Annotated in this window: 27 protein-coding genes and 1 tRNA gene; 11 read left to right on the plus strand and 17 right to left on the minus strand. The window is 68.8% G+C overall.

Going from position 1 to position 22,678, the window contains the following annotated elements:
* Positions 1–2: 2 nt before the first annotated feature.
* The 7 genes from H3309_RS01050 to H3309_RS01080 form a co-directional block, all read right to left on the minus strand.
* Complete coding sequence (locus tag H3309_RS01050; RefSeq protein WP_243453796.1) at positions 3–1,232, minus strand: NAD(P)/FAD-dependent oxidoreductase; 1,230 nt, start codon at positions 1,230–1,232, stop codon at positions 3–5.
* Positions 1,233–2,201 (minus strand): isoaspartyl peptidase/L-asparaginase family protein, encoded by a 969-nt coding sequence (locus tag H3309_RS01055; protein ID WP_243453951.1) that lies wholly within the window; start codon positions 2,199–2,201, stop codon positions 1,233–1,235. It abuts the gene before it with no gap.
* Positions 2,202–2,278: 77 nt separating this feature from the next.
* Positions 2,279–2,355: transfer RNA gene (locus H3309_RS01060), tRNA-Met, on the minus strand.
* 47 nt (positions 2,356–2,402) lie between these two features.
* The gene (locus tag H3309_RS01065; protein ID WP_182296703.1) at positions 2,403–2,990 is read right to left on the minus strand and encodes an ABC-type transport auxiliary lipoprotein family protein; all 588 of its coding nucleotides are present in this window, start codon (positions 2,988–2,990) and stop codon (positions 2,403–2,405) included.
* Positions 2,987–3,940, minus strand: a complete 954-nt coding sequence (locus tag H3309_RS01070; RefSeq protein WP_182296705.1) for an MlaD family protein — start codon at positions 3,938–3,940, stop codon at positions 2,987–2,989. The genes H3309_RS01065 and H3309_RS01070 overlap by 4 nt, the downstream gene beginning before the upstream one ends.
* Positions 3,930–4,703: an ABC transporter ATP-binding protein gene (locus H3309_RS01075; RefSeq protein WP_182296715.1), complete on the minus strand. Its 774-nt coding sequence runs from the start codon at positions 4,701–4,703 to the stop codon at positions 3,930–3,932. The genes H3309_RS01070 and H3309_RS01075 overlap by 11 nt, the downstream gene beginning before the upstream one ends.
* Complete coding sequence (locus H3309_RS01080) at positions 4,700–5,818, minus strand: MlaE family lipid ABC transporter permease subunit (protein ID WP_182296717.1); 1,119 nt, start codon at positions 5,816–5,818, stop codon at positions 4,700–4,702. Before H3309_RS01080 ends, H3309_RS01075 begins: the two co-directional genes overlap by 4 nt.
* An 88-nt stretch (positions 5,819–5,906) precedes the next feature.
* Here H3309_RS01080 and H3309_RS01085 point away from each other — a divergent pair, with 88 nt between their 5' ends.
* From H3309_RS01085 to H3309_RS01100, 4 genes are read left to right on the plus strand one after another with little or no spacing between them, the layout of a single operon-like run.
* Positions 5,907–6,413, plus strand: a complete 507-nt coding sequence (locus tag H3309_RS01085) for a thermonuclease family protein (RefSeq protein WP_182296719.1) — start codon at positions 5,907–5,909, stop codon at positions 6,411–6,413.
* On the plus strand, positions 6,414–7,169 hold the full coding sequence (locus H3309_RS01090) for an NTP transferase domain-containing protein (protein ID WP_182296721.1): 756 nt from the start codon (positions 6,414–6,416) through the stop codon (positions 7,167–7,169).
* Positions 7,166–7,831, plus strand: a complete 666-nt coding sequence (locus tag H3309_RS01095; RefSeq protein ID WP_243453797.1) for an HAD family hydrolase — start codon at positions 7,166–7,168, stop codon at positions 7,829–7,831. Before H3309_RS01090 ends, H3309_RS01095 begins: the two co-directional genes overlap by 4 nt.
* Positions 7,828–8,862: a VOC family protein gene (locus H3309_RS01100; protein ID WP_182296723.1), complete on the plus strand. Its 1,035-nt coding sequence runs from the start codon at positions 7,828–7,830 to the stop codon at positions 8,860–8,862. The genes H3309_RS01095 and H3309_RS01100 overlap by 4 nt, the downstream gene beginning before the upstream one ends.
* A gap of 36 nt (positions 8,863–8,898) precedes the next feature.
* Here the strand turns inward: H3309_RS01100 and H3309_RS01105 are convergent, their stop codons facing one another.
* The 4 genes from H3309_RS01105 to pabB form a co-directional block, all read right to left on the minus strand.
* The gene (locus tag H3309_RS01105) at positions 8,899–9,522 is read right to left on the minus strand and encodes a protein-methionine-sulfoxide reductase heme-binding subunit MsrQ (protein ID WP_182296725.1); all 624 of its coding nucleotides are present in this window, start codon (positions 9,520–9,522) and stop codon (positions 8,899–8,901) included.
* Positions 9,513–10,454: a protein-methionine-sulfoxide reductase catalytic subunit MsrP gene (gene msrP / locus H3309_RS01110; protein WP_182296727.1), complete on the minus strand. Its 942-nt coding sequence runs from the start codon at positions 10,452–10,454 to the stop codon at positions 9,513–9,515. Before msrP ends, H3309_RS01105 begins: the two co-directional genes overlap by 10 nt.
* An 82-nt stretch (positions 10,455–10,536) precedes the next feature.
* Positions 10,537–11,739: a pyridoxal phosphate-dependent aminotransferase gene (locus H3309_RS01115; protein ID WP_182296729.1), complete on the minus strand. Its 1,203-nt coding sequence runs from the start codon at positions 11,737–11,739 to the stop codon at positions 10,537–10,539.
* A 28-nt stretch (positions 11,740–11,767) separates the two neighbouring features.
* Positions 11,768–13,669, minus strand: coding sequence for an aminodeoxychorismate synthase component I (gene pabB / locus H3309_RS01120; protein ID WP_243453798.1), 1,902 nt, complete (start codon positions 13,667–13,669; stop codon positions 11,768–11,770).
* 59 nt (positions 13,670–13,728) lie between these two features.
* Here pabB and H3309_RS01125 point away from each other — a divergent pair, with 59 nt between their 5' ends.
* From H3309_RS01125 to H3309_RS01140, 4 genes are all read left to right on the plus strand, one after another.
* Positions 13,729–15,678, plus strand: coding sequence for a S9 family peptidase (locus H3309_RS01125; RefSeq protein ID WP_243453799.1), 1,950 nt, complete (start codon positions 13,729–13,731; stop codon positions 15,676–15,678).
* Between the two features lie 32 nt (positions 15,679–15,710).
* Positions 15,711–16,031 carry a hypothetical protein gene (locus H3309_RS01130; RefSeq protein ID WP_182296731.1) on the plus strand — a complete coding sequence of 107 codons (321 nt, stop codon included), beginning with the start codon at positions 15,711–15,713 and terminating at the stop codon, positions 16,029–16,031.
* Positions 16,028–16,246, plus strand: coding sequence for a hypervirulence associated TUDOR domain-containing protein (locus tag H3309_RS01135; RefSeq protein ID WP_182296733.1), 219 nt, complete (start codon positions 16,028–16,030; stop codon positions 16,244–16,246). Before H3309_RS01130 ends, H3309_RS01135 begins: the two co-directional genes overlap by 4 nt.
* Positions 16,247–16,312: 66 nt before the next feature.
* On the plus strand, positions 16,313–17,125 hold the full coding sequence (locus tag H3309_RS01140) for a mechanosensitive ion channel family protein (protein WP_207791538.1): 813 nt from the start codon (positions 16,313–16,315) through the stop codon (positions 17,123–17,125).
* 5 nt (positions 17,126–17,130) lie between these two features.
* On the opposite strand, the gene H3309_RS01145 is transcribed toward H3309_RS01140, so the two are convergent.
* The 4 genes from H3309_RS01145 to H3309_RS01160 form a co-directional block, all read right to left on the minus strand.
* Positions 17,131–17,520: a type II toxin-antitoxin system VapC family toxin gene (locus tag H3309_RS01145; RefSeq protein ID WP_182296736.1), complete on the minus strand. Its 390-nt coding sequence runs from the start codon at positions 17,518–17,520 to the stop codon at positions 17,131–17,133.
* Positions 17,520–17,783 carry an AbrB/MazE/SpoVT family DNA-binding domain-containing protein gene (locus H3309_RS01150; protein WP_182296738.1) on the minus strand — a complete coding sequence of 88 codons (264 nt, stop codon included), beginning with the start codon at positions 17,781–17,783 and terminating at the stop codon, positions 17,520–17,522. Before H3309_RS01150 ends, H3309_RS01145 begins: the two co-directional genes overlap by 1 nt.
* A gap of 204 nt (positions 17,784–17,987) precedes the next feature.
* The gene (locus H3309_RS01155) at positions 17,988–18,266 is read right to left on the minus strand and encodes a hypothetical protein (RefSeq protein WP_182296740.1); all 279 of its coding nucleotides are present in this window, start codon (positions 18,264–18,266) and stop codon (positions 17,988–17,990) included.
* Complete coding sequence (locus H3309_RS01160; protein WP_182296742.1) at positions 18,266–19,426, minus strand: class I SAM-dependent methyltransferase; 1,161 nt, start codon at positions 19,424–19,426, stop codon at positions 18,266–18,268. Before H3309_RS01160 ends, H3309_RS01155 begins: the two co-directional genes overlap by 1 nt.
* A 125-nt stretch (positions 19,427–19,551) precedes the next feature.
* Between H3309_RS01160 and H3309_RS01165 the strand changes: the two genes are divergently transcribed.
* A complete protein-coding gene (locus tag H3309_RS01165) occupies positions 19,552–19,842 on the plus strand; it encodes a hypothetical protein (protein ID WP_182296744.1) in 291 nt (96 codons plus the stop codon).
* Between the two features lie 147 nt (positions 19,843–19,989).
* On the plus strand, positions 19,990–21,324 hold the full coding sequence (ahcY, locus tag H3309_RS01170) for an adenosylhomocysteinase (RefSeq protein WP_398400358.1): 1,335 nt from the start codon (positions 19,990–19,992) through the stop codon (positions 21,322–21,324).
* Here ahcY and H3309_RS01175 read toward each other — a convergent pair.
* Complete coding sequence (locus H3309_RS01175; protein WP_182296749.1) at positions 21,321–21,707, minus strand: type II toxin-antitoxin system VapC family toxin; 387 nt, start codon at positions 21,705–21,707, stop codon at positions 21,321–21,323. The genes ahcY and H3309_RS01175 overlap by 4 nt on opposite strands.
* Positions 21,704–22,165: a hypothetical protein gene (locus H3309_RS01180; RefSeq protein ID WP_182296751.1), complete on the minus strand. Its 462-nt coding sequence runs from the start codon at positions 22,163–22,165 to the stop codon at positions 21,704–21,706. Before H3309_RS01180 ends, H3309_RS01175 begins: the two co-directional genes overlap by 4 nt.
* Positions 22,166–22,231: 66 nt before the next feature.
* On the opposite strand from H3309_RS01180, the gene tsaE reads away from it, so the two are divergent.
* Positions 22,232–22,669, plus strand: coding sequence for a tRNA (adenosine(37)-N6)-threonylcarbamoyltransferase complex ATPase subunit type 1 TsaE (gene tsaE / locus H3309_RS01185; protein WP_182296760.1), 438 nt, complete (start codon positions 22,232–22,234; stop codon positions 22,667–22,669).
* Positions 22,670–22,678 lie beyond the last annotated feature (9 nt).

Below are 22,678 nucleotides of genomic sequence, written 5' to 3' on the forward strand. Positions count from 1 at the left end.
GCCTATCCTTCCAGCATCATCTTCAACGGAACGGCAGGATCGGCCAGCCGCGCGGGATCGACCACAGCCCCCCGCTCCACCAGCGCCTTGCCCTGCACATAGTCACGCGGGCTGCTGATGCAGTCGAGCGCCACCACCGCGCCAGCCCGCAAATAACAGAGGCTCCACGACCGGGACGCCGGATCGCCCCGCACCACCACCGCATCATGCCCGGCGCTCAGGCCCACCGTCTGCAGGCGAAGGTCATACTGGTTGGACCAGAACCAGGGCACCGCCTCATAAGGGCGGGCGTCGTCGCCGTCCATCACATGCCCCGCCACCACCTTCGCCATCTCCACCGCATTGGCGACCGACTCCAGCCGCACATGGCCTCCGGCCGCAAAACGGTTGGGATGATGCGCGCAATCGCCGATGGCATAGACATCCGGCAACGTCGTGCGCCCATGTCCGTCCACCCGCACGCCATCGCCACTGTCCGCCCCCGCCGCCACCAGCGGCGCCACCGACGGCACCAGCCCGACGCCAACGATCACCAGGTCCGCCGGCAGCGCCTCGCCGCTCGCCAGCCGCACGCACGCCACCCGGCCATCCGCGCCCGCCTCCAGCAGCTGCACCCCGGCCCCCAGCCGCACCTCCACCCCCTGTGCCCGATGCTCGGCCGCATAGAAATCGCCCACCGCGGCCCCCGCCACCCGCGCCAGCAGCCGCGCCTGCGCCTCCACCACCGTCACGGTCTTGCCGGCCTTGCGCAGCACCGCCGCGCTCTCCAGCCCGACATAGCCGCCGCCCACCACCACCACGCGGGTTGCGGCGTCCAGCTCGGCCCGCAGCCCGTCCACATCGGCCCGGCTGCGGATGACATGCACGCCCGGCAGCTCACCGCCGGGCACCGGCAGCCGCCGCGCATGCCCCCCCGCCGCCCAGATCAACCGGTCATAGCCGAAGCCGCGCCCATCCTCCGCGTCCGCCGTCCGCGCCACGGCATCCACCGCCACGATCCGGCACCCGGTCACCACCTCGATCCCGCGCTCCGCCCAGAATCCCGCCGGCCGCAGCAGCAGCCGCGCCGCCTCGCGCTCGCCCGCCAGATATTCCTTCGACAGCGGCGGCCGCTCATAGGGCAGGTCGGGCTCCTCGCCCACCATGGTGATCCCGCCCCCGAACCCCGCCTGCCGCAGGGAGATCGCCGCCTGCGCCCCCGCCTGGCCCGCGCCGACGATCAGGACCCGCACCTACTCCTCGTCACCATGGATGCGCACCTGCCGCGCGCCGTCGCTGGTCACCCGCGCCCGGTACATGCCGTCGCTGTTGAACGACCAGCCGTTCACGCCGGCGGCATCGATGGCGATCACGCCACCGTCGCCGCCATAGGCCTTCACCTCCGCCAGCGCCGCGTCCATCGCCGGCTTCAGCTTTTCCCCGCCGAACCGGATGCGGTCGCAGATCTGCGCGGCAACGCGCGCCCGGATGAACATCTCGCCGCTGCCCGTCCCGCTGACCGCGCAGGCGCGGTTGTCCGCCACCGTGCCGCCGCCGATGATCGGCGCATCGCCCACCCGGCCCGGCATCTTGCCGGTCAGCCCGCCGGTGGACGTCGCCGCCGCCAGATTGCCCGCTCTGTCCCGCGCCACCGCGCCCACCGTCCCATATTTCAGCCGCACGTCGAACACACTGGCGCTCTTGCGCATGTCGTCCAGCATCTTCTGCCGCTCTGCCGTGATGAAATAGCCATTCGCCACCTGATCGGCGCCTGCCTTCGCCGCCACCGCATCCGCCGGCGCGCCCGCCAGCATGACATGCGGCGTCGTCTCCATCACCGCCCGTGCGGCACGAATGGGGTTCTTCGTGGTGGTTACGCCGGTCACCGTGCCGGCCTTGCGCGTCGCCCCGTCCATGATCGCCGCGTCCAACTCCGCCGTCCCCGCGCTGGTCAGCGCGGCCCCGCGCCCGGCGTTGAAATTCGGGTCATCCTCCAGCACGCGCACCGCGGCCTCCACCGCGTCCAGCGCCTGGCCGCCGCCCGCCAGCACCGCCTGGCCCGCATCCAGCGCCCGATTGAGCGCCGCCCGGATCGCCTTGTCGCGCGCCGGCGTCATCTCCGCCCGCGTGATCACGCCGGCGCCGCCATGCACCACCAGCGTCCAGTCGGGTGCCGCCTCAACCGGCATGGCAAAGGCTGCAGCAAGTGCTGCCAACAGCATCAGACGCATCGGAAATTCTCCCCATATCGCCGTCCGGCTAGCAGTGCCAAATCAGGGGCGCAAGCGACGGAGGGTGCTGGTGGCGGGGGCGGGAGTTGAACCCGCGACCTCAGGGTTATGAATCCTGCGCTCTAACCATCTGAGCTACCCTGCCACATGCGCACTGGCGAGCGCGCGCCATAGCCACATGGCGCCGGGCGGTCAACCGCCCTTCACCCAGGCGGCGACATCGGCGGCCAGCGCATTCGCCGCCTGGTTCAGCGCGATCGCCACCGCATTGCCGCTGTCGCCGGCCGCCGGGGCGCTCGCCTCGAACCGGCGGGTCGCCGTCCGGCCGCCGCCCACCAGCACGGCATCATAGCGCACCCGCACCGTCGGCGTGCCGCGCCGCATGTCCAGCCCGAACTCCGCCAGCTCGCCCCCCAGCACCCGCCCGGCGCGCGGCCCGCCGGCGCGCGCATCCAGCACCACGACGCCATTGGCGGACAGCGTGTCGCCCAGCAGCCGCGCGAACTGCCGGTTCGGCTGCTCCGCCCAATTCGCCTTGGGCAGATATTGCACCCTCGTGTCGGCGACGGTCACGGCCACGCGCGTCGTCTGCAAGGTGCCGGGCACCATCGGCACCTCCACCTGCAGGGCATTGGCCAGCGTCACCGGTCCCGCCGGCGCGCTGCCGGTCGCGGTGGCGCGCAGCGTCAACAGCGCGTCGGGCGGCGGCGTGTTGCCGCCCACCTGCACGATCGGGCCACAGGCGGCCAGCAGCAGAAGCAGCGGAAGGATGCGCATCATTTGTCTCCCTGTGGCGTGTAATCGGGCAAGGTGCGGCCGCCCACCAGCGCGCCCGCCGGGTCCTCATCCAGCTTGGCGGCAAAGGCGCCCAGCGATTGCGACACTTGGCGCAGGTCGCGCACCAGCCGGTCCACTTCGGGCAGCGTCGATTCGCTGAACCCCTTCACGCCGGGCTCCGCCGCCGCCAGCAGCGAATCGATCTTTTCCATGCTCGTATTGGCCCGGGCGAGGGTGCTGCGCAGGTCGGCGACCAGCGGCTTGCCGTCCTGGGTCAGCAGCGTGTTGGCGCTGGCGCTGACCTGGGCGATCTCCTCCGCCGCGCGGTTGGCGCTGGCCAGCGTCGTGCGCAGCTGCGCCAGGCTGGCGCGGAAATCGCCTTTCTCATCCGCCATGCTGCCGGTCAGCGAATCGATGTTTTTCAGGATGTTGGCCAGGCTGTTGCGGTTGCGGTCGTCCAGCAGCAGGCTGATGCGCTCGGTCAGCACGCTGACCCGCTCCAGCAGTTGCGGCGCGCTTGCCAGCAACTCGCCGAAACCGCTGGCCTTGGTGGGAATGACCGGCACGCCATAGGGGCCCTCGTCGACAATCGGCTCGGCGCCGCGCATCGCGCCCGACAGCGCGATCTGCGACACGCCGGTGAAGCCCACGCCCTCGATGGCCGCCGACGTGCCCTGCAGGATCGGCACGGTCTCATCCACATTGATGCGCACCCGGACGAATTCCGGGCTCTCCGGCATCAGCGCGATCCGCTTCACCTGGCCCACCGGCACGCCGCCGAACAGCACCGGCGAGCCGGTCGCCAGCCCGCTGACCGATTGCTTGAAGAAAATGTCATATTCCTTCTTCGGCTCGCCGGTCAGCCGCCCCAGCCACAGCGTGAAGGCAAAAAGGGCGACCAGCAGCGCCACCGCGATGGCGCCCACCAGCACATGCGATTGTCTATTTTCCATGCCCGGCTCCTGCGGCCCGTCCGCGCGGACCCGAAAAATAATCCTGCACCCAGGGGTGATCGAGTTTCACCAGTTCGGCGATCGGCGCCACCGCCAGCACCTTGCGGTCGGCCAGCACCGCGACCCGGTCGCAGATGGCATGCAGCGTATCGAGATCATGGGTGATCAGGAACACCGTCAGCCCCATGGCATCCGCCAGCGTGCGGATCAGCGTGTCGAACGCCGCCGCGCTGATCGGATCGAGTCCCGCCGTCGGCTCGTCCAGGAACAGCAGCCGCGGGTCGAGCGCCAGCGCGCGCGCCAGCGCCGCCCGCTTCACCATGCCGCCCGACAGCTGGCTGGGATATTTCGGGCCGGCATCCGTCGGCAGGCCCACCATCGCCACCTTGAAGCTGGCAATCTCGTCCATCAGCGTTTCCGGCAGCCGGAAATATTCGCGCAGCGGCACCTGGATGTTTTCGGCGACGGTCAGCGTGCTGAACAGCGCGCCATTCTGGAACAGCACGCCCCACTGGCGGGTCAGGTCGGCGCTTTCCATCGCGTCCAGCGCGTGCACGGTACGCCCCAGCACCCGGATTTCGCCCGCCGCCGGCTGTTGCAGGCCGATGATGGCCCGCATCAGCACTGATTTGCCCGTGCCCGACCCGCCGACCACGCCGATGATCTCGCCGGCATGGACATCCAGGTCGAGGTCCTCGTGCACCACCTGCTCGCCGAACTGGTTGCGCAGGCCACGCACGGAGATGATCGGCTCCTCGCTCATGCGAACCCCAGCGCGGTGAAGAACACGGCGAAAAAGGCATCGAGCACGATCACCATGAAGATGGACTGCACCACCGCGAGCGTGGTGCGCAGGCCGACGCTTTCGGCATTGCCGCTGACCTGCATGCCTTGGAAACAACCGGTCACGGCGATGATCGCGCCGAACACCGGCGCCTTCACCAGGCCGATCCAGAAGTCGCTGATCGGCACCACCTCCCGCAGCCGGGTGACGAAGGTGACCGGCGGGATGTCCAGGCTGACCCAGGCGAAAACGCCGCCGCCGGCGACCGCAAGCGTCGCCGCGTAAAAGGCCAGCAGGGGCATCATGATCACCATGGCGATGATGCGCGGCAACACCAGCACCTCCAGCGGATCGAGGCCGATGGTGCGCATGGCATCGATTTCCTCGTTCAGCTTCATGCTGCCGATCTGCGCGGCAAAGGCGCTGGCGCTGCGCCCTGCGACCATGATCGCCATCAGCAGCACGCCCAGCTCGCGATAGGTCGAACGGCCGACGAGATTGATCACGAACACATCGGCGCCGAACTGCCGCAACTGCACCGCGCCCTGCTGGGCAAGCACGATGCCGACCAGGAAGCTCATCAGGCCGACGATGCCCAGGGCATTCACCCCGGCGGCCTCCATCTGATGGGTGATGGCGTTGAGGCGAACGCCGCGACCATGGCGGATCACGCGCCACAGCGCCGCCAGCACCGAGCCGAGGAAGGCCAGGCCCGACCCGATCGTGTGGCTGAAACTCGACAGATACTGCCCGAAATCGCCCAGCGCGCGGATCAGCACCGGCCTTGTGTCCGGCCGCACCCGGCATGGCATGTCGGCCGCGGCGACCGCCTCCAGCAGCCGCTGCGCCTGCTCGCTGGCATGGGTCAGGCGGATGTCGTCGCGGCTGCGCAGCAATTTGTGCAGCACCCATGCCCCGGTGGTATCGATCCGGGAAATGGCGGACAGGTCGATGGTGATCGGCCCGGGCGTCGTGTCCCGGATATCGGCGAGGGCAGCGTCCAGCGTGGCGGCACGCGACACCGTCAGCCGCCCGGACAGCGCCAGCGTGGTGCCGCCATCGTCCTGGCGCCGTTCGATCTCGACCTCGGTCATGGGCGGCAGGGTGGGCATGGCGGCGCGTGCGGGCTCCTGGGGTGGCCACCGTCTTGCCCCGCGACGCCGACAGGTGCAAGTCAATGCAATGACGGTCAGAACATGGTTCCCGGCGATTGGTTCCCTGATGCTGGCGTGGCTGTTGCCACAAACAGCGGTCGCACAGACGTTCGATGGCGTGGTGGTGCGGGTGAAGGATGGCGACAGCCTGCTGGTGCAACGGCCGCTGGTCGGCCGGGTGAACGAGATCCGCATGGCGGGGATCGACGCGCCAGAACTGCACCAGCCCTGGGGACCGCAGGCGAAATCCGCGCTGCGCCGGCTGGTGCAGGGCCGGTCGGTGCGGGTGCAGGTGACCGACCGCGACCGCTATGGCCGCCTGGTGTCGCGCGTCTATGTCGGCCAGACCTATGTCAACGCGGCGATGGCGGCGGGCGGCAATGCCTGGGCCTACAGCCGCTATCTGCCGGATGCGGTGATCGCGCGGGCGGCGACACGGGCGAAGGCGCAGCGGCTCGGCCTGTGGTCGCTGCCGGCGCCCGACCGGCTGCCGCCGCCGGCGTGGCGCGAAAACCACCCGCGACGCCTGGACTGAATGACCGGCGGAACGGCCGTGCTGCTGGCGGGTGCCCGCCCTGGCGTCGACCCGCTGGCGCGGGCGGCGGGCGTCCGGCTGAAGGCGATGATTCCGGTGGCCGGCGTGCCGATGGTGCGGCGCGTCGCCTTGACGCTGCACCAGGCCGGGTTCGGGCGCATCCTGTTGCTGGCCCAAAGCCCCGACGAGGTGATGCCGTTGCTGGCCGGCGTGCCGGGCATGGTGCCGCGCGCCAGTGGCGCCGGCATCGCGGCAAGCATCGCATCGCTGCTCGATGAGGAGGCCGTGGCCATGCCGCTGCTGGTGACAACCGCCGACCATGCCCTGCTGACGCCGGCGATGGTCATGGATTTCCGCCGGTCGGCCGCGGGGGCCGACGCGGCGGCCGGCGTGGTGGCGGAGGCGACCGTGACGGCGGCTTTTCCCGGCACGCGCCGCACTTGGCTGCGCTTTGCCGAAGGCGGCTACAGCGGCGCCAACCTGTTCTGGCTGGGCAGCCGGGCGGCGCTGCCGGCGGTCCGGCTGTGGGCCGGGGTGGAGCAGGACCGCAAGCGCGGCTTTGCGCTACTCTGGCAGCTCGGGCCGGCGCTGGCGCTGGGCGCGGCGCTGCGGCTGCTGACGCTGGAGGGCGCCGTGCGGCGGCTTGGTGCGCGCCTGGGATTGACGTTGCGCGCGGTGGTGCTTGACCATGCCGGGGCCGCGGTGGATGTGGACAGCGTGGCCGACCTTGCCCTTGCCGAAGCCCGCCTGTCGTGAAGCTGGCGATCTATGACATGGACCGCACCATCACGCGCGGGCCGACCTGGACACCCTGGCTGCTGTTCTGGCTGCGGCATGAGGCGCCCTGGCGGGCGTTGCTGCTGCCGCTGCTGCTGCTGGCGCTGCTTGGCTATGCCCTGCGGCTGTTCGACCGCGGCATGCTGAAGTCGGCGATGCAGCGGCTGGTCATGGGGTCGCGCGTGGCCCGCGACCGGGTGAGCCGCGCGGCGGCGCGCCATGCCGACGCGGTGCAGGCCGGCAATGTGCGTGCCGGCGCGCTGGCGCGCATCGCGGCGGATCGGGCCGAGGGTTTTCGCATCCTGTTGGCAACCGCCTCCTGCCATTTCTATGTCGATGGGCTTGCGGCGGCATGGGGCATCGAGGATGTGGTGGCGACGCGCAACCGCTGGGAGGGCGACATGCTGCTGCCGGCGCTCGACGGGCCGAACTGCTATGCCGAGGCCAAGGCCGCGCTGGTGCGGCGATGGCTGGCGGACCAGGGCATCGACCTTGGCGCGTGCGAGGTGCGCGCCTACAGCGACCATATCAGCGACCTGCCGCTGTTCGCGCTGGCGGACGAGGCGGTCGCAGCCAACCCCAGCCGGGCGCTGCGCGATCATGCGCAGGCCGCCGGCTGGCGCATCGAGGACTGGCCATGATCCGCCTGCTTGCCCTGTTGCTGACCGCCGCGCCGCTGCTGGCCGCGACCCCACCCGACCCGCTGGCGCCGAAAAGCAGCGCCGCCGACGCGCTGACCAGCCCCTTGGCGGCGGTGACCCATCTGACCGGCGATCCGGCGAGCGCGGCGCGCTTCTATGGCACGGCGATGGGCATGAACCGGCTGGATTTCCGCATGGATGCCGGCTTTGCCCGCGCCATGGGCCTGCGCGGGCGGCCGCTGGTGATGCGCTTCACCCGGCCGGTCGATGGCGTGGCGGTGGATGTGGTGGCGGTGGACAGCGACGGGCCGAACGCACGGCCGGCCTGGCAGGCGCGGCTGCCCGGCGTGCTGGGGCTGGGCTTTCCCAGCGCCGGCAACGAGGCACTGGATGCCCGCGTGCGGGCAACCGGGTTCGCCTCCAACGCCGGGCTGACCAGCATCACGCTGCCGTGCGGGGAAGGATGCAGCTATCGCGTGGGCGAGGTGCATTACCGGGCGCCCGACGGCGTGCTGGCACTGGGCATCGACCGGGGCAGCATGAAGCCGGTGGGGGTGATCGATGTGGACGCCGGTGTCGGCGGCCCCGCCTATGCCAGCATCGTGGTGAGCGACGCGGGACAGGCGAAGCGGCTGCTGGGCGAGGTGCTGGGGTTCGAGCTGCGACGGGAGACGGAGCTTGAGACCAGCGGGCCGAGCGGCGGGCTGGGGCTGCCCAGGGGCACGCGCTTCGCCTTCCAGCAATGGTATGCGCCGGGCGCGGTCAGCGGCTATGTCATCGTCATGGCCTATCGCGGCGGGGGCGGCCTGCCGGGAGTGGCAAAACTCGGGCCGCCGACGCGCGGCATCGCCTTGCTGAGCGTGGCGACGCGCGACCTGGACGCGATCGCCGCGCGGGCGACGGCGGCAGGCATGCGCACGGAAGCGAAGGCCTACGCCAAGCCGGCGATCGGCCCGGTCAGGGCGCTGTGGTTGCGCACCGCGGACGGTTTTCCCATCGAAGTCTATCGGGCCGATCCGGAAGCCGACTGAGAAAATAACCAATCAGGTTCCACGTGGAACATGTTCCTACAGGGCGCGGCGTCGCGGCTGTAGGAATTTCACGCGCGACAGCAGCAGCAGGACGAGGATGGCGGCGTAGATCCAGGGTTCCCACTGGAAGCCCTTGACCCGCAGGATGAAATGCACCGCGACCGCGATACCGGCGAGATAGACGGCGCGGTGCAGCGCCTGCCAGGGGCGGCCGCCCAGGCGTTTGATGGCGGCCCGCGTGCTGGTGGCGGCGAGCGGCAGCAGCGCGAGGAAGCCGACCATGCCGAGCAGGATGAAGGGCCGTTTGGCGATGTCGGCGGCGAGCGCGCCGAAGGCCAGTTGCAGGTCCAAGAGCCAGTAGAGCAGGAAATGCACCAGCGCATAGGCGAAGGCCCAAAGGCCCAGCATCCGGCGGTAAAGAAGCGGCTGCCGCCAGCCGAGCCATACCCGCGCCGGCGTGGCGGCAAGCGACAGCAGCAGCAGCCGGAACGCCCAGAGGCCGGTGAAATTCTGGCTGAAGGCGACGGGTTCCGCACTGAGGGCCAGCGACGTTTGATCGATGAACAGCAAATTCACCCATGAAACCGCCAGCCACAGCAGCGGCAGCGCGGCGAGCAGGTGGAGGGCGGGACGTGTCAGCTTCGTGGCGGTCAGAACCATTTTCTGAGGTCCAGCCCCTTGTACAGGCCGGCGACCTGGGCGGCATAGCCGTTGAAGGGCAGGGTGTCGCGGCGCAGGAACTCGCCGATGCGGCGCTCCTTCGCCTGGCTCCAGCGCGGATGGTCGACGGCCGGGTTCACATTGCTGAAGAAACCATATTCGTTCGGCGCGCTCTCGTTCCAGCTGGTCTTCGGCTGGCGTTCGACGAGATCGATGGCGACGATGCTCTTGATCGACTTGAAGCCATATTTCCATGGCACCACCAGCCGCAGCGGCGCGCCATTCTGGTTGGGCAGGCGGCGGCCATAGAGGCCGACGGCCAGGAAAGCCAGCGGATGCATCGCCTCGTCGATGCGAAGCCCCTCCCGATAGGGCCAGTTCAGCACCGGGGAACGGAGCCCGGGCATCTGTTTCGGATCGTTGAGCGTGCGAAAGGCGACGAACCTGCCGTTCCCCGTCGGCTCGGCGGCTTTCAGCAGGGTGGAGAGCGGGATGCCGATCCAGGGGATGACCATCGACCAGCCCTCGACACAGCGCAGGCGATAGAGGCGTTCCTCGAGCGCGCTGCTGGTGATGAGCCTGTCGACGTCGAGCGTCTGCGGCTTGGCCACGGCGCCACCGATGGCGAGGCTCCAGGGCGAGGGCCGGAGCGTGCCGGCGTTGCGCGCGGGGTCGCCCTTGTCGAGACCGAACTCGTAGAAGTTGTTGTAGCTGGCAACCGCGGCGAGCGGCGTCGGGGTCTCGTCGAGCGACACCGTGCGGCGGGCCTTCAGCGCGGTGAGCTTGCCGACGTCGGTGCCAGCGGCGGCGGCCGCGGGCAGCAGGCCGGTGGCGGCCATGCCGGCGAGAATGTGGCGGCGGTTGAGGTAGAGGCTTTCGTCGGTCGCCTCGCGTTCGGGCAGGAACCAGTCGGGCTTGCGGTGGATGGGCATCAGGAGTCTCCGTTCGGCTCCTGCTTATACGCAGAGGCTGAACAAAGGATGATGCCTAAATCGCACGGGCCGACGACGACGCCTATCGCAGGTCGGCGCAGGCCCGCTGGATGCGCTCGCAGGCGTCGGTGAGGGTGGCGGTGTCGGTGGCGTAGCTGATGCGGAAGGCGGGCGACAGGCCGAAGGCGGCGCCGTGGACCACCGCGACGCCGACCGATTCGAGCAGGTAGCCGGCGACGGCTTCGTCGTCGGTCAGGGTCTGGCCGCCGGGTGTCACTTTGCCGATCAGGCCGGAACAGTCGGGATAGACGTAGAAGGCCCCCTCCGGACGCGGGCAGGTGAGGCCGCGCGTCTGGTTTAGCATCGAAACCACCAGGTCGCGGCGGGCGACGAAGGCGGCGTTGCGTTCCGCCAGGAAGTCCTGCGGGCCGTTGAGCGCGGCGGTGGCGGCGGCCTGGGCGATCGAGCAGGGGTTCGACGTGCTCTGCGACTGGATCTTGGCGATGGCCTTGATGATGCGCTCGGGGCCGCCGGCGTAGCCGATGCGCCAGCCGGTCATGGCATAGGCCTTTGACGCGCCGTTGACGGTCAGCGTGCGGTTGTAGAGGCGCGGCTCGACCTGGGCGATGGTGGCGAATTCGAAGCCGTCATAGACGATATGCTCGTACATGTCGTCCGTCAGGATGAAGACGTGCGGGTGGCCGAGCAGCACGTCGGCGAGCGCCTTCAGCTCGGCGGCGGTGTAGGCCGCGCCGGTGGGGTTGGAGGGCGAGTTGAAGATCAGCCATTTGGTGCGCGGGGTGATGGCGGCGTCGAGCTGTTCGGGGCGCAGCTTGAAGCCCTGGTCGAGGCCGCATTTGACGATGACCGGCGTGGCGCCGGTGAGCTGCACGATGTCGGGGTAGCTGACCCAGTAGGGCGCCGGGATGACGACCTCGTCGCCCGGGTCCAGCGTCGCCATCATGGCGTTGAAGATGGTCTGCTTGCCGCCGACGTTGACGGTGATCTGGCTGAGCGCATAGTCGAGGCCGTTGTCGCGTTTGAACTTGGCGCGGATCGCTTCCTTGAGCGCCACGGTGCCGTCGACGATGGTATATTTGGTGGCGCCCTTGCGGATCGCCTCGATGGCGGCCTCCTTGACGAAATCCGGCGTGTCGAAATCGGGTTCGCCGGCACCCAGCGAGATCACGTCGCGCCCTTCGGCCTTCAGGGTCGCGGCGCGGTTGCTGACGGCGATGGTGGGCGAGGGCTGGATGCGCTGGATGGCGGCGGACAGGACGGACATGGACTTCCCCTTTTTGGCGGGGGCGGGCTTACGCCGGTTGCTGCGTTGCATCAACCGCAGATGCGCGGCCAAAGGGCCGCGCGGGCGCAAGATGCGCCGGCAACAGCCCGCGCAGGCTGTTGCCGATGAAGAAAGGCTGCGTGAGGTCGGCGGCGGTGAGCGGGTGTTCCACCGCCTGCCCCGTGGCGATCAGCTCTTCGCGCAGGATGCCGGGGAGGAGGCCCGCGCTGGCGGGCGGAGTGAGCAGCAGGCCATTGCGAGGCACGAAAAGGTTGGTGAAGCTGCCTTCGGTGAGCTGGCCGTCGGGGCGGACGAAGAGGGTTTCGAAGGTGCCGGCGGCACGGCGGGCATCGTCGTAGAAGGCGCGGTCGCTGGTCTTGTGGGCGAGGCGCCAGTCGTCCGGCGCGACCGGCAGCGGGGTGAGGGCGACGGCGACGGGTTCGGTGGGGGTGGGGGGTGCGGGGGAGAGGTGGAGGGTGAAATGGCCGGAGGCGCTGAGGAGGATGCGGAGGCGCTGGGGTGGGTAGGGCGACGCCCCCTCCCGCTCGCTGGCGCGAGTCGCCTCCCCCTCTCTCCGCTGCGCGGGGTGGGGGAGGAGCTTTGCGATTTCACCCTTGAGGACGTGGGGATCGCAGGGGAAGGCGAAGCGGGCGGCGCTGTGGGTGAGGCGGGTGAGGTGGCGGGAGAGGCGTTGGGGGATGCCGTTTTCAACCCGCAAGGTTTCGATAAGGTGGTTGGGGCGCTGCGGGCGCAGGAAGCGGGCCTTGGTGAGGCATTCGGCCCATTCCTGCGCCGCGTCGCTGTCGGCGACGATGCCCCCGCCGAGGCCGAGCGTTGCATGGGTGCTGCCCTGTTTCATCTGTAAGGTGCGGATGGCGACGTTGAAGGCGGCATCGCCGTTCGGGGCGAGCCAGCCGATGCTGCCGCAATAGGCGTTTCGCGGGTGACGTTCGGTTTCAGCAATGATCTGCATCGCGCGGATCTTGGGGGCGCCGGTGACGCTGCCGCAGGGGAAGAGGGCGATGAGGGCGTCGAGCGCGGTTTGGCCGGGGTTCAGCGTGGCGGTGATGGTGGAGGTCATGGTGTGGAGGCTGGGGTAGGTTTCGAGCGCGAACAGGTCGGGGACGGCGACATCGCGGGCGACGCGGCTGAAATCGTTGCGCAGCAGGTCGGTGATCATCAGGTTTTCGGCGCGGTTCTTGGGGTCGGCGTGGAGGGCGGTGGCGTTGGCGCGATCTTGTGCCGGGTCGGCGCTGCGGGGTGCGGTGCCTTTCATCGGGCGGGCGGTGAGGCGGCGGTTTTCGGCGCGGAAGAAAAGTTCGGGGGACAGGCTGAGCAGCCAGTGCTCGCCGGTGTGGACGAGGGCGGCGTAGGGCGCGCGGGCCTGTTCGCGCAGGCGGGCGTAGAGGGCGAGCGGGTGGCCGGCGACGGCGACGCTCGCCTGGAAGGTGAGGTTGGCCTGGTAGATGTCGCCGGCGGCGATGAGCGCCTGGATGCGGGCGACGGCGGCGGCATGCTGGGCTTGCGTGATGCCGGGGAGGGCGGGGCCGATGTGGGTGGGGGTGTTGAAGGGGGCGAGGAGCTGGGGGGCGTCGACGGTGGCGGGTGGGGGGAAGGTGCCGAACCACAGGAGGGGTTGGGGCGCAGCGGGCTCGCTGCGCTCGCACCCACCCCCTGCCCCTCCCTTCTCCGCTTCGCGGGAGGGAGGGGAGACGCGGGAGGGAGGGGAGTTGAGGGGGGTGCCGGCTTCGTAGGCGAGGTGGCCGGCGAGGTGGGCGCCTTTGGCCAGCGCGGCGCGCATGGCCTTCAGCGCGGGCAGGACTTCGGAAGGGCAGTTGGCCTGGATGATGGTTTTGGGGTTGGTGAACAGGCGGGCGGGGCCGGCGAAGCTGTCGGTGAGGACGAAGGGGTGGGTGGGGTCGAAACGCACGGGCGGGGACTTGCCCGAGCGCGGCAAAATCGGCAAGGCGCGGGCAGGGAGAGTTTGCAATGATGAAACATGGTTTGCTGATCGCGGTGGCCTTGATGCTGGTGACGCCGGTGGCGGCGCAACCCGCCGATGTGATCCCGGCGCCGGCGGCGCTGGTGACCGATGGCATGCCGCCGGTGCCGGTGGCGCTGCGGGCCGCGACGCAGCCCTATATGGAGTTTCGCACGGCGGGGTTCGTCGGCTGGAATCCGGCGGGGCCGGGGATTTTGATCGCGACGCGGTTCGGCAACACCAACCAGTTGCACAGCGTGGCCATGCCCGGCGGCGCGCGGACGCAGATCAGTTTCGAGCCGGAGCCGGTGGCGAATGGCGGTTATGCGCCGGGTAAGGGCGATGTGCTGCTGGTGAGCAAGGACATCGGCGGCAACGAGAATTTCCAGCTCTATACGCTGAAGGAGGGCCGGCTGGCGCTGCTGACGGACGGCAGGAGCCGGCATACCGGCGCGCTGTGGAGCCGGGACGGCACGCGGGTGGCCTATGCGTCGAACGCGCGCAACGGCCGGGACAGCGACCTGTATGTGATGGACCCGCGCGATCCGAAGAGCGCCACCATGATCCTGCCGCGCGAGGGCGGTGGCTGGGCGGCGCTGGATTGGTCGCCGGACGGCAAGCGCCTGCTGATCGCGCGCTATGTCAGCGTGCAGCAGTCCGAGCTGCACCTTTATGATGTCGCCACCAAATCCGTGCGGCGCATCGACAATCCGAAGACGCCGGCAAGCTATGGCGGGGCGAAGTTCGCGGCGGATGGCACGCTGTTCGTGACCAGCGACCTGGGCAGCGAGTTCCAGCAGCTGGGGACGCTGGACCCGGCGAGCGGGCGTTTCGTGCCGCACGGCAAGCCCGCGGCCTGGGATGTCGAGGCGTTCGACCTGTCCCCCGATGGGCGGTTCATCGCGGTGGTGACCAACGAGGACGGCGCCTCGAAACTGCGGCTGCTGGATGCGGTGACGGCGAACGTGATGCTGGAGCCGAAGCTGCCGACGGGCGTGATCGGCGGACTGGAAATCGCGCAGGCGGGGCCGAACGCCGGCAAGGTGGGGTTCACGCTGTCGAGCGCGACGTCGCCGGCGGATGCGTACAGCGTCGATCCGGCGAGCGGTGCGGTGACGCGCTGGACGATGAGCGAGACCGGCGGGCTGGACCCGGCGAAGAACCGCGAGCCGGAGCTGGTGCGGGTGAAGAGCTTCGACGGGCTGATGGTGAGCGGCTTCCTGTACCGGCCCGATCCGGCAAAGTTTCCAGGGCGGCGCCCGCTGATCGTGAGCATCCATGGCGGGCCGGAGGCGCAGACGCGGCCGGGTTTCCAGGGGCGGAACAATTACCTGCTGAACGAGATGGGAGTGGCGATCTTCTATCCCAATGTCCGCGGCTCGACCGGCTATGGCAAGCGCTTCGTCAGCCTGGATAACGGGCCGTTCCTGCGCGAGAACAGCGTGAAGGATGTGAATGCGCTGGTCGGTGCGCTGGCGAAGGACGGCGGGCTGGATGCGACGCGGTTCGCGGTGACCGGTGGCAGCTATGGCGGTTACATGACCTATGGCAGCCTGACGCTGTTTCCGCAGCTGTGGCGGGCGGGGATCGGCATCGTCGGCATCAGCGATTTCGTGACCTTCCTGAAGAATACCGCGGAATATCGCCGCGACCTTCGGCGGGTGGAATATGGTGACGAGCGGGACCCGAAGCAGCGCGCGAAGCTGAAGGAGATCTCGCCGCTGGGGCGTGCCGAGACGATCAGGGTGCCGTTGATGGTGGTGACCGGGGGCAACGACCCGCGGGTGCCGGCGAGCGAGGCGGACCAGATCGTGGCGGCGGTGCGCAAGAATGGCGGGCAGGCCTGGCACCTGCTGGCGCGGAACGAGGGGCATGGCTTCGCCAAGAAGGAAAACCAGGATTACCAGTTCTGGAGCAGCGTGCAGTTCTGGCAGCGTTACCTGCTGGACGCGAAGTAGGAACCGGCGGCGGCGACGGTCGTTTGCCGCCCATGAGCGACAGGGTGCCGACGGCGACGATGGCCGCCAATGCCGAAAAGGGCCTGAAGCTGCGCGAGCGGTTCGGGCGTGGTGGCACGGCGGTGGGCGTGCGGCGGGCGCGGCAGCTGGCGGCGCGCGAGGCGCTGGGCGAGGCCGACATCAAGGCGATGCACAGCTATTTCGCGCGGCATGCGGTGGACAAGAAGGCGAAGGCCAAGCGCTGGGGCGACGAGAGCGACCCGAGCGCGGGCTATATCGCCTGGCTGCTGTGGGGCGGGGACGAGGGGGCGGCCTGGGCGCGGGCGCGGCATGATGAACTGAAGGACGGATGATAGCGACACTGCGGGTCGGGGCGAAGGTGAGCTGGCATTATGGTTCGGGCACGGCGCATGGGCGGGTGGTGGACATCTTCGAGCGGCGGGTGCAGCGGACGCTGAAGGGCGCGAAGGTCACGCGCAACGGCTCGGCGAAGAACCCCGCGGTGCTGGTGGAGACGGAGGGCGGCGACCGGGCGCTGAAACTGCGGTCGGAGCTGTCGGTCGGTTGACGCTGCACGCTGGCGCGTTGCGTCCGCGCCGGTTAACATTTCCGCCGAATCAAGGCGGAGGCGATCGTGGACCGTGTGTTGACCTGGTGGGATGGGGTGCAGGCGCTGGTGATTGCCGGTGCGCTGAAGGTGGCGGCGGCGATCCTGCTGTACATGGTGGGGCGCTGGCTGATCAGTTTCGCCATCCGCGCGCTGACCGGCGTGCTGACGCGGCGGAACTTCGACGCGACCTTGCAGCGCTACATCGCCAACATCCTGGCGGTGGTGCTGAACGTCGTTCTGGTCATCGCCATCCTGGGCTATTTCGGGTTGGAAACGACGAGCTTCGCCGCGCTGCTCGCGGGCGTGGGGCTGGCGATCGGGGCGGCGTGGAGCGGATTGCTGGGCAATTTCGCGGCGGGCGCGTTCCTGATCATCTTCCGGCCGTACAAGGTGGGGGATTATGTGGTGGCCGGTGGCGTGGAGGGCACGGTGGTGGAGATCGGCCTGTTCAACACCACGATCACCGCGCCGGACAATGTGACGACCATCGTGGGCAACAACAAGGTGTCGAGCGAGATCATCAAGAATTTCAGCCACAACCCGTACCGGCGGGTGGAGCGGTTCGCGCAGCTGGCGTTCGGGGTGAATCCGGCCGAGGCGATCGCGCTGTTGAAGGCCGATCTGGCGACGATACCGAATGTGATGGCGGAGCCGGCGCCGGACGTGGAGATCCTGGACTTCAACGAGCGTGGCACGCTGCTGGCGGTGCGGCCCTATTGCCATACCGACCATTTTTGGCAGGTCTGGTTCGATACCAACCGGCTGATCGCCGAGAAATTCGGGGCCGCGGGCCTGCCGGCGCCAAGGACGGTGCATGATGTGCGGCAGGTGGAATAGCCGGATCAGGGATGGGAGACGGGGGTGGTTTCCATCGCCGTCGCATGCCGCGCCAGTCTTTGGTCGAAGCTGAGAAAGCCGGTGCAATGGGATGCGCTGCCAAGGTGCAGGGCATCGGCGAAGTCCATGCCCCGTGACGACCAGTCGAGCGCCCGGGCGGCAAGCGCCGGATCTTCCAGCGTCACGCCTGGCAGCCCCGCCAGTTTTCGCAGGGCTGCGATGACGGCCGCCGGTGCGAAACCATAGGCGCTGCGCAGAACCCATTCGCTTTCCAGAAGCACGGTGGTTGAAATGAAAATCTGACCGGCGGAAAGGGCGGCGCGGGCCGCGGCTGCCTGATCCGGTTCGTCACCGGTGATGTAGCGGACGATGACGTTGGTATCGATTGCCCGCATTATTTGCCGGCAACCCGGCGAGCCTCCGCCACAATGGCGGCGTCCATCTGGTCGAGGGTCAACGGCTCGCCCTCATAGGGCAGGCAGCCGAAGGTTTCTTCGATGGTGGTCGGCGCGAACCAGGGCGCGGCCTTCAGCAGGACGCCGTCCTCATGCTCCTCGACAAGCAGGCGTGTACCGGCCTCCCATTGCCGCGCTTGCCGGATGGCCTTGGGGAGGATCAGCTGGCCTTTGGTGGAGAGCCGGGTGGCGAGTGCGGACATTGCAGAACCTTTGTAAGATGATGGTAAGATAGCAAGTGCGGTCGATGATGGCAAGGGGTTGGAGAGTGTTTGAGAAATTGTTCAGGCCGTGGCGAGAAGGGTGATTTGAGAGCACCGAAGCGCAGCGACCTTCAGGGTCGTGAGCATCGGAGCGCAGCAAATCGCCCTTCGCAGCCCGGCATGGACGGTTTATCAAATACTCTCTCAGAGGGTGTCGATGGCGGCGAGGAGGCGGGCGAGGGCGGCGTCGCGTTCGGCGCTGAGCGCGGCGGCGCGGTCGGGCGGGAGGCGGTAATCCTCGCTCCAGGGGGTGTCGGGACGGGTGGTGACCCAATGTTCGAGCCGGGCGAGGCGGTCGCGGGTGACCCAATGCTGCTGCGCCAGTTCGAGCAGCATGGCGAGCAGCGTGTCGATGGCGGGATCGGCGAACACCGGGGCGGGGCGGGTGCGGGCGGTGGTGGGGAGCGGCGGATAGTCGGCCATCAGCGTTTCCAGGCGCCGTAGATGAACCATTGCACGCCATCAGCCAGCCGGCCGGTCTTGCTGCTGTCGGCGGGTTTCGCCTGACGGATGGCGGTTTCGCCATACCAGCCGAGCGAGGGGACGGTGGTCTGGAAATAGTCGCTGAAGCCGGCGTCGGCGCAGAGGGTTTGGGGCGAGAGGTCGCGGTAGCCCTGGTAATAGGGTTCGGCGTTATAGTGGCTGTCCCAGTCGAGATAGAAGCCGTCATAGGGGCTGAGCGCCTCGTTGGGGGGCAGTTCATAGTGCAGCATGAGGCCGCCGGGCTTGAGGAGCCGGTGGGCTTCGGCGAAGACGGCGCGAATGTCCTTCACGGGGAGTTCGTGCAGGAACATGCTGCTGAAGACGAGGTCCTGGCTGGCATCGGGGAGGGGGACGGCGGTGGCATCCGCCTGGAGGAAGTGGGCGGCGAGGTCCATGGACTGGGCGCGGGCGTGGGCGTAGCGCAGGCAGGCGGCGCCGACATCGAGGCCGGTGACATGGGCCTTTGGGTAGGCGCGGACCCAGGGGAGGGTCTGGTGGCCGACCGAGCAGCCGAGGTCGAGCACGTGCGCCGGCTGGAAATCCGGGTGGTTGAGGGTGAGCCAGAGGGCGACCGAGCGGCCGATGTCGTCGAGCGTGTCCCCCATCAGGCCGAAGCTGAACACGCTGAGGCCATTGTCATACATCGCGCCAGCGGCGACGTCGCCCTCTCCGCCATCGAGATGGTAGTTGCCGGGCATCAGGTGGACGTCGAGCGCGCTGACGTTGCGGGGGATCGGCAGGTCGGGGTTCAGCGTGAGGGTGCCGCCGGTGGGGCGCGCGGCAAGCGCGGCGGCGCAGGCGGCGAGGGTGGCGCGCTGCCGTTCGAGGGTGGGGCGGACGCTGGCCCAGACCATCTCCTGCGCCTTGATGCGGGTGGCGGTGTAGAAGCGGAAGGCGGGATGGGGTTTCAGCGCCTTGTGGACGGCGCGGGCGTCGGCGTGCGCCGGAAGGGTGGGGGCGACATCGGCGTCGAAGGCGGTTCTGAGGGTGGTGGAGAGGTGGTTGAGGACATGGTTGCGCAAGGAGGAGACGAAATCCTGCGCGGCGGCTTCGTCCGCGGTGGGGGCGAGCGCGAGGTCGTGGGTGACGTAGCGGGTCATGGCGGGCTCCTCTGCGGCGGGTTTAGCGGGGGCGGCGCGGCGCGCAAACTGCGAGATGAAGGGGGAGGGCGGGGTAAAGCGCGCGGGGCGGTGGCCGTTACAGGAGGAGGAACGGGAGACAGGACATGCTGCACCAGGCGATGACGAACCCGCGGCTGCTGGCGGCGCGGCGGATGATGGCGCTGCGGGCGATGGACGGCGGCGCGGCGGCGCGGGTGCTGGCGGGGCAGGCCGATGCGGCGCCGGGCGTGCGCGACACGGTGGAGCTGCTGCGGCTGGCGGACCAGCAGCTGCATGCGGCGGCGCTGCGGGCCGCGGACGCGGCGGAGGGCCTGGAGGGACGGCGGGTGCTGAATGGTTTTGCCGAGTCGGTGCTGCTGGGCGTGCATTGGGCGGCGGAGGGCGAGGCGGTGTGACTTAAAGACTTTGTTAAACTTGCAAGTGCGCGGTTCGGCGGCTATGGCGGCGGCGATTCCACAAGGAGAGATGCCGTGGCGAGCCAGCCCAAGTTCGAGGATTTTGCCGTTGCCGACCTGAGCCTGGCGGGCTGGGGCCGGAAGGAAATGGCGATTGCCGAAACCGAGATGCCGGGCCTGATGGCGCTGCGCGCCGAATATGGCGAGCGGCAGCCGCTGAAGGGCGCGCGCATCGCCGGCTGCCTGCACATGACGATCCAGACCGCGGTGCTGATCGAGACGCTGACCGCGCTGGGCGCGCAGGTGCGCTGGGCGAGCTGCAACATCTTCTCCACGCAGGATCATGCCGCGGCGGCGATCGCGGCGGCGGGGATTCCGGTGTTCGCGCACAAGGGCGAGAGCCTGGCGGATTACTGGCGTTTCGTGGACGACATCTTCCAGTGGGGCGCGGAGCCCTGCAACATGATCCTGGACGATGGCGGCGACGCCACCTTCTATATCCTGAAGGGCGCGCAGCTGGAGGCGGGCATCGACCTGCCGGAGCCGACCAATGAGGAAGAGGTGGAGTTCTTCGCGATGATCCGCAAGCGGGCGGCGCTGTCGCCGGGCTTCTTCACCAAGACGCAGGCCGCCATCCGCGGGGTTTCGGAAGAGACCACGACCGGCGTGCACCGGCTGTATGAGGTGGCGAAGGCGGGCGCGCTGCCCTTCCCGGCGATCAATGTGAACGACAGCGTGACCAAGTCGAAGTTCGACAATCTTTATGGCTGCAAGGAATCGCTGGTCGACGGGATCAAGCGCGCGACCGACGTGATGATGGCGGGCAAGGTTGCCGTGGTGGCCGGGTTCGGCGACGTGGGCAAGGGCAGCGCGGCATCGCTGCGCAGCCAGGGCGCGCGGGTGATGGTGACGGAAATCGATCCGATCTGCGCGCTGCAGGCGGCGATGGAAGGATACCAGGTGACGACGATGGACGATGCGGCGCCGCATGCCGACATCTTCGTGACCGCGACCGGCAATGCCGATGTCATCACGCTGGACCACATGCGGGCGATGAAGGACCGCGCGATCGTGTGCAACATCGGGCACTTTGATGCGGAGATCCAGATCGGCGCGTTGCAGAACATGGTGTGGGAAGAGGTGAAGCCGCAGGTCGACGAGGTGGTGTTCCCCGATGGCAAGCGGCTGATCGTGCTGGCGAAGGGCCGGCTGGTGAACCTGGGCTGCGCGACGGGCCATCCGAGTTTCGTGATGAGCGCGAGCTTCACCAACCAGGTGCTGGCGCAGATCGAGCTGTGGACGGCGCCGGCGGGCAAATATGAGAACAGGGTCTATGTGCTGCCCAAGCATCTGGACGAGAAGGTGGCGGCGCTGCACCTGGCAAAGCTGGGCGCCAAGCTGACCGTGCTGAGCGAGAAGCAGGCGGGTTATATCGGCGTGACGCCGGCGGGGCCGTTCAAGCCGGAGCATTACCGTTACTAGGGTCTGATTTGCACGACCTTTACGCCGACGGCGGCCCCAACGGCGCTCCACGGTCGGTCGGCAGTCAACGCTGGTGCACCCATGCGGCGGGCCAGCGCCAGGCAAAAGCGGTCGCCGAGCGATAGACCGGCGGCTGATGTTTCGACGGCCATCAGGCCGGCCTCGATTGCGAGCCAGTCGTCCGGTCGGCGAAAGTGCAGCGGCAGGCTCTCCATTAGCGCCGGCAGCGCCGAGGGATCATGGTCGCGCGTCAGGCGAGCGACCACCTCCGACAGGTTGACAGTCGACATATGGGCATCCCCTAGCGCGTTTCGAACGACATCGGCGCCGGGTTCTCCGAGGAGATAGGCAAGGAGCGCTGACGAGTCGAGGACAACTGTCAAGCGTCACGCTCTGCACGGGCCTCGCGGCGGCGCTCCGCCAGAAAATCATCGACGGTGCCTGCATTGCCAGTGCGCACGGCGGCAAGCCGCGCCACCACTTCGTCACCTTGCTCGGCCGCGCTTTTGAGCGGCGAACGTGCGATGGGTGCCCCGCTCTGATGCGTCTGGCGCTCATAGATGGCCCCACTGCTGAAGAATCTGCCGCCGGATACCCGGTTACTGCGCGACACCCGCCACCCGCGCGGCGCAAGCACGTCACGCATCAGCCTGCCGGCATGCTGTTTTTCCGTATCGGTCAGGGGTGGCAACTCGCGCGATGCCCATTCATCAATGGCGGCAACGGCCGGTCGGCCCGCAAGCGATGTCTGTTCCACAGATGCGATGACGCGCGGGTCCATCAGGTGCGTGATGAGCTTTTCACCGGTTTGGGAATGGCGAAACTCGATATAGCTTGGCATGGCCCATCTTCTGACATTGGAGGACGGTAACGTCCAGAAAGTACATGCAAATTACATGTTGTCAACATGTTTATAGATGAAGTGTCGCATGTTGCTGAGAAGCTTGCCGCCGTGTTGCGCGTGGGCGATGTGGTGGCGCTGTCGGGCGAACTGGGAGCGGGCAAGACCACGCTGGCGCGGGCGGTGATCGCGGCGCTGGGGTGGGCGGGGGAGGTGCCGAGCCCGACGTTCAACCTGGTGCAGGACTATCCCGGCCTGCGGGTGCCGGTATGGCATGTCGACCTGTATCGGCTGGAAACGGCGGCGGAGGCGGACGCGCTGGGGCTGGACGAGGCGCTGTTCGACCATGCGCTGCTGCTCGAGTGGCCGGAGCGGCTGGGGGCGGCGTTGTGGCCGGAGGCGCTGTGGTTGCGGCTGGAGGGCGCGGGCGAGGCGGCGCGGCGCTTGACTTGGCGCGTGCCGGACGCTTGGGAGGGGCGATGGCCGCCGACCCTGCAACACTGATCGCCTGAG

Source organism: Sandaracinobacteroides saxicola (assembly GCF_014117445.1).
Classification (GTDB): domain Bacteria; phylum Pseudomonadota; class Alphaproteobacteria; order Sphingomonadales; family Sphingomonadaceae; genus Sandaracinobacteroides_A; species Sandaracinobacteroides_A saxicola.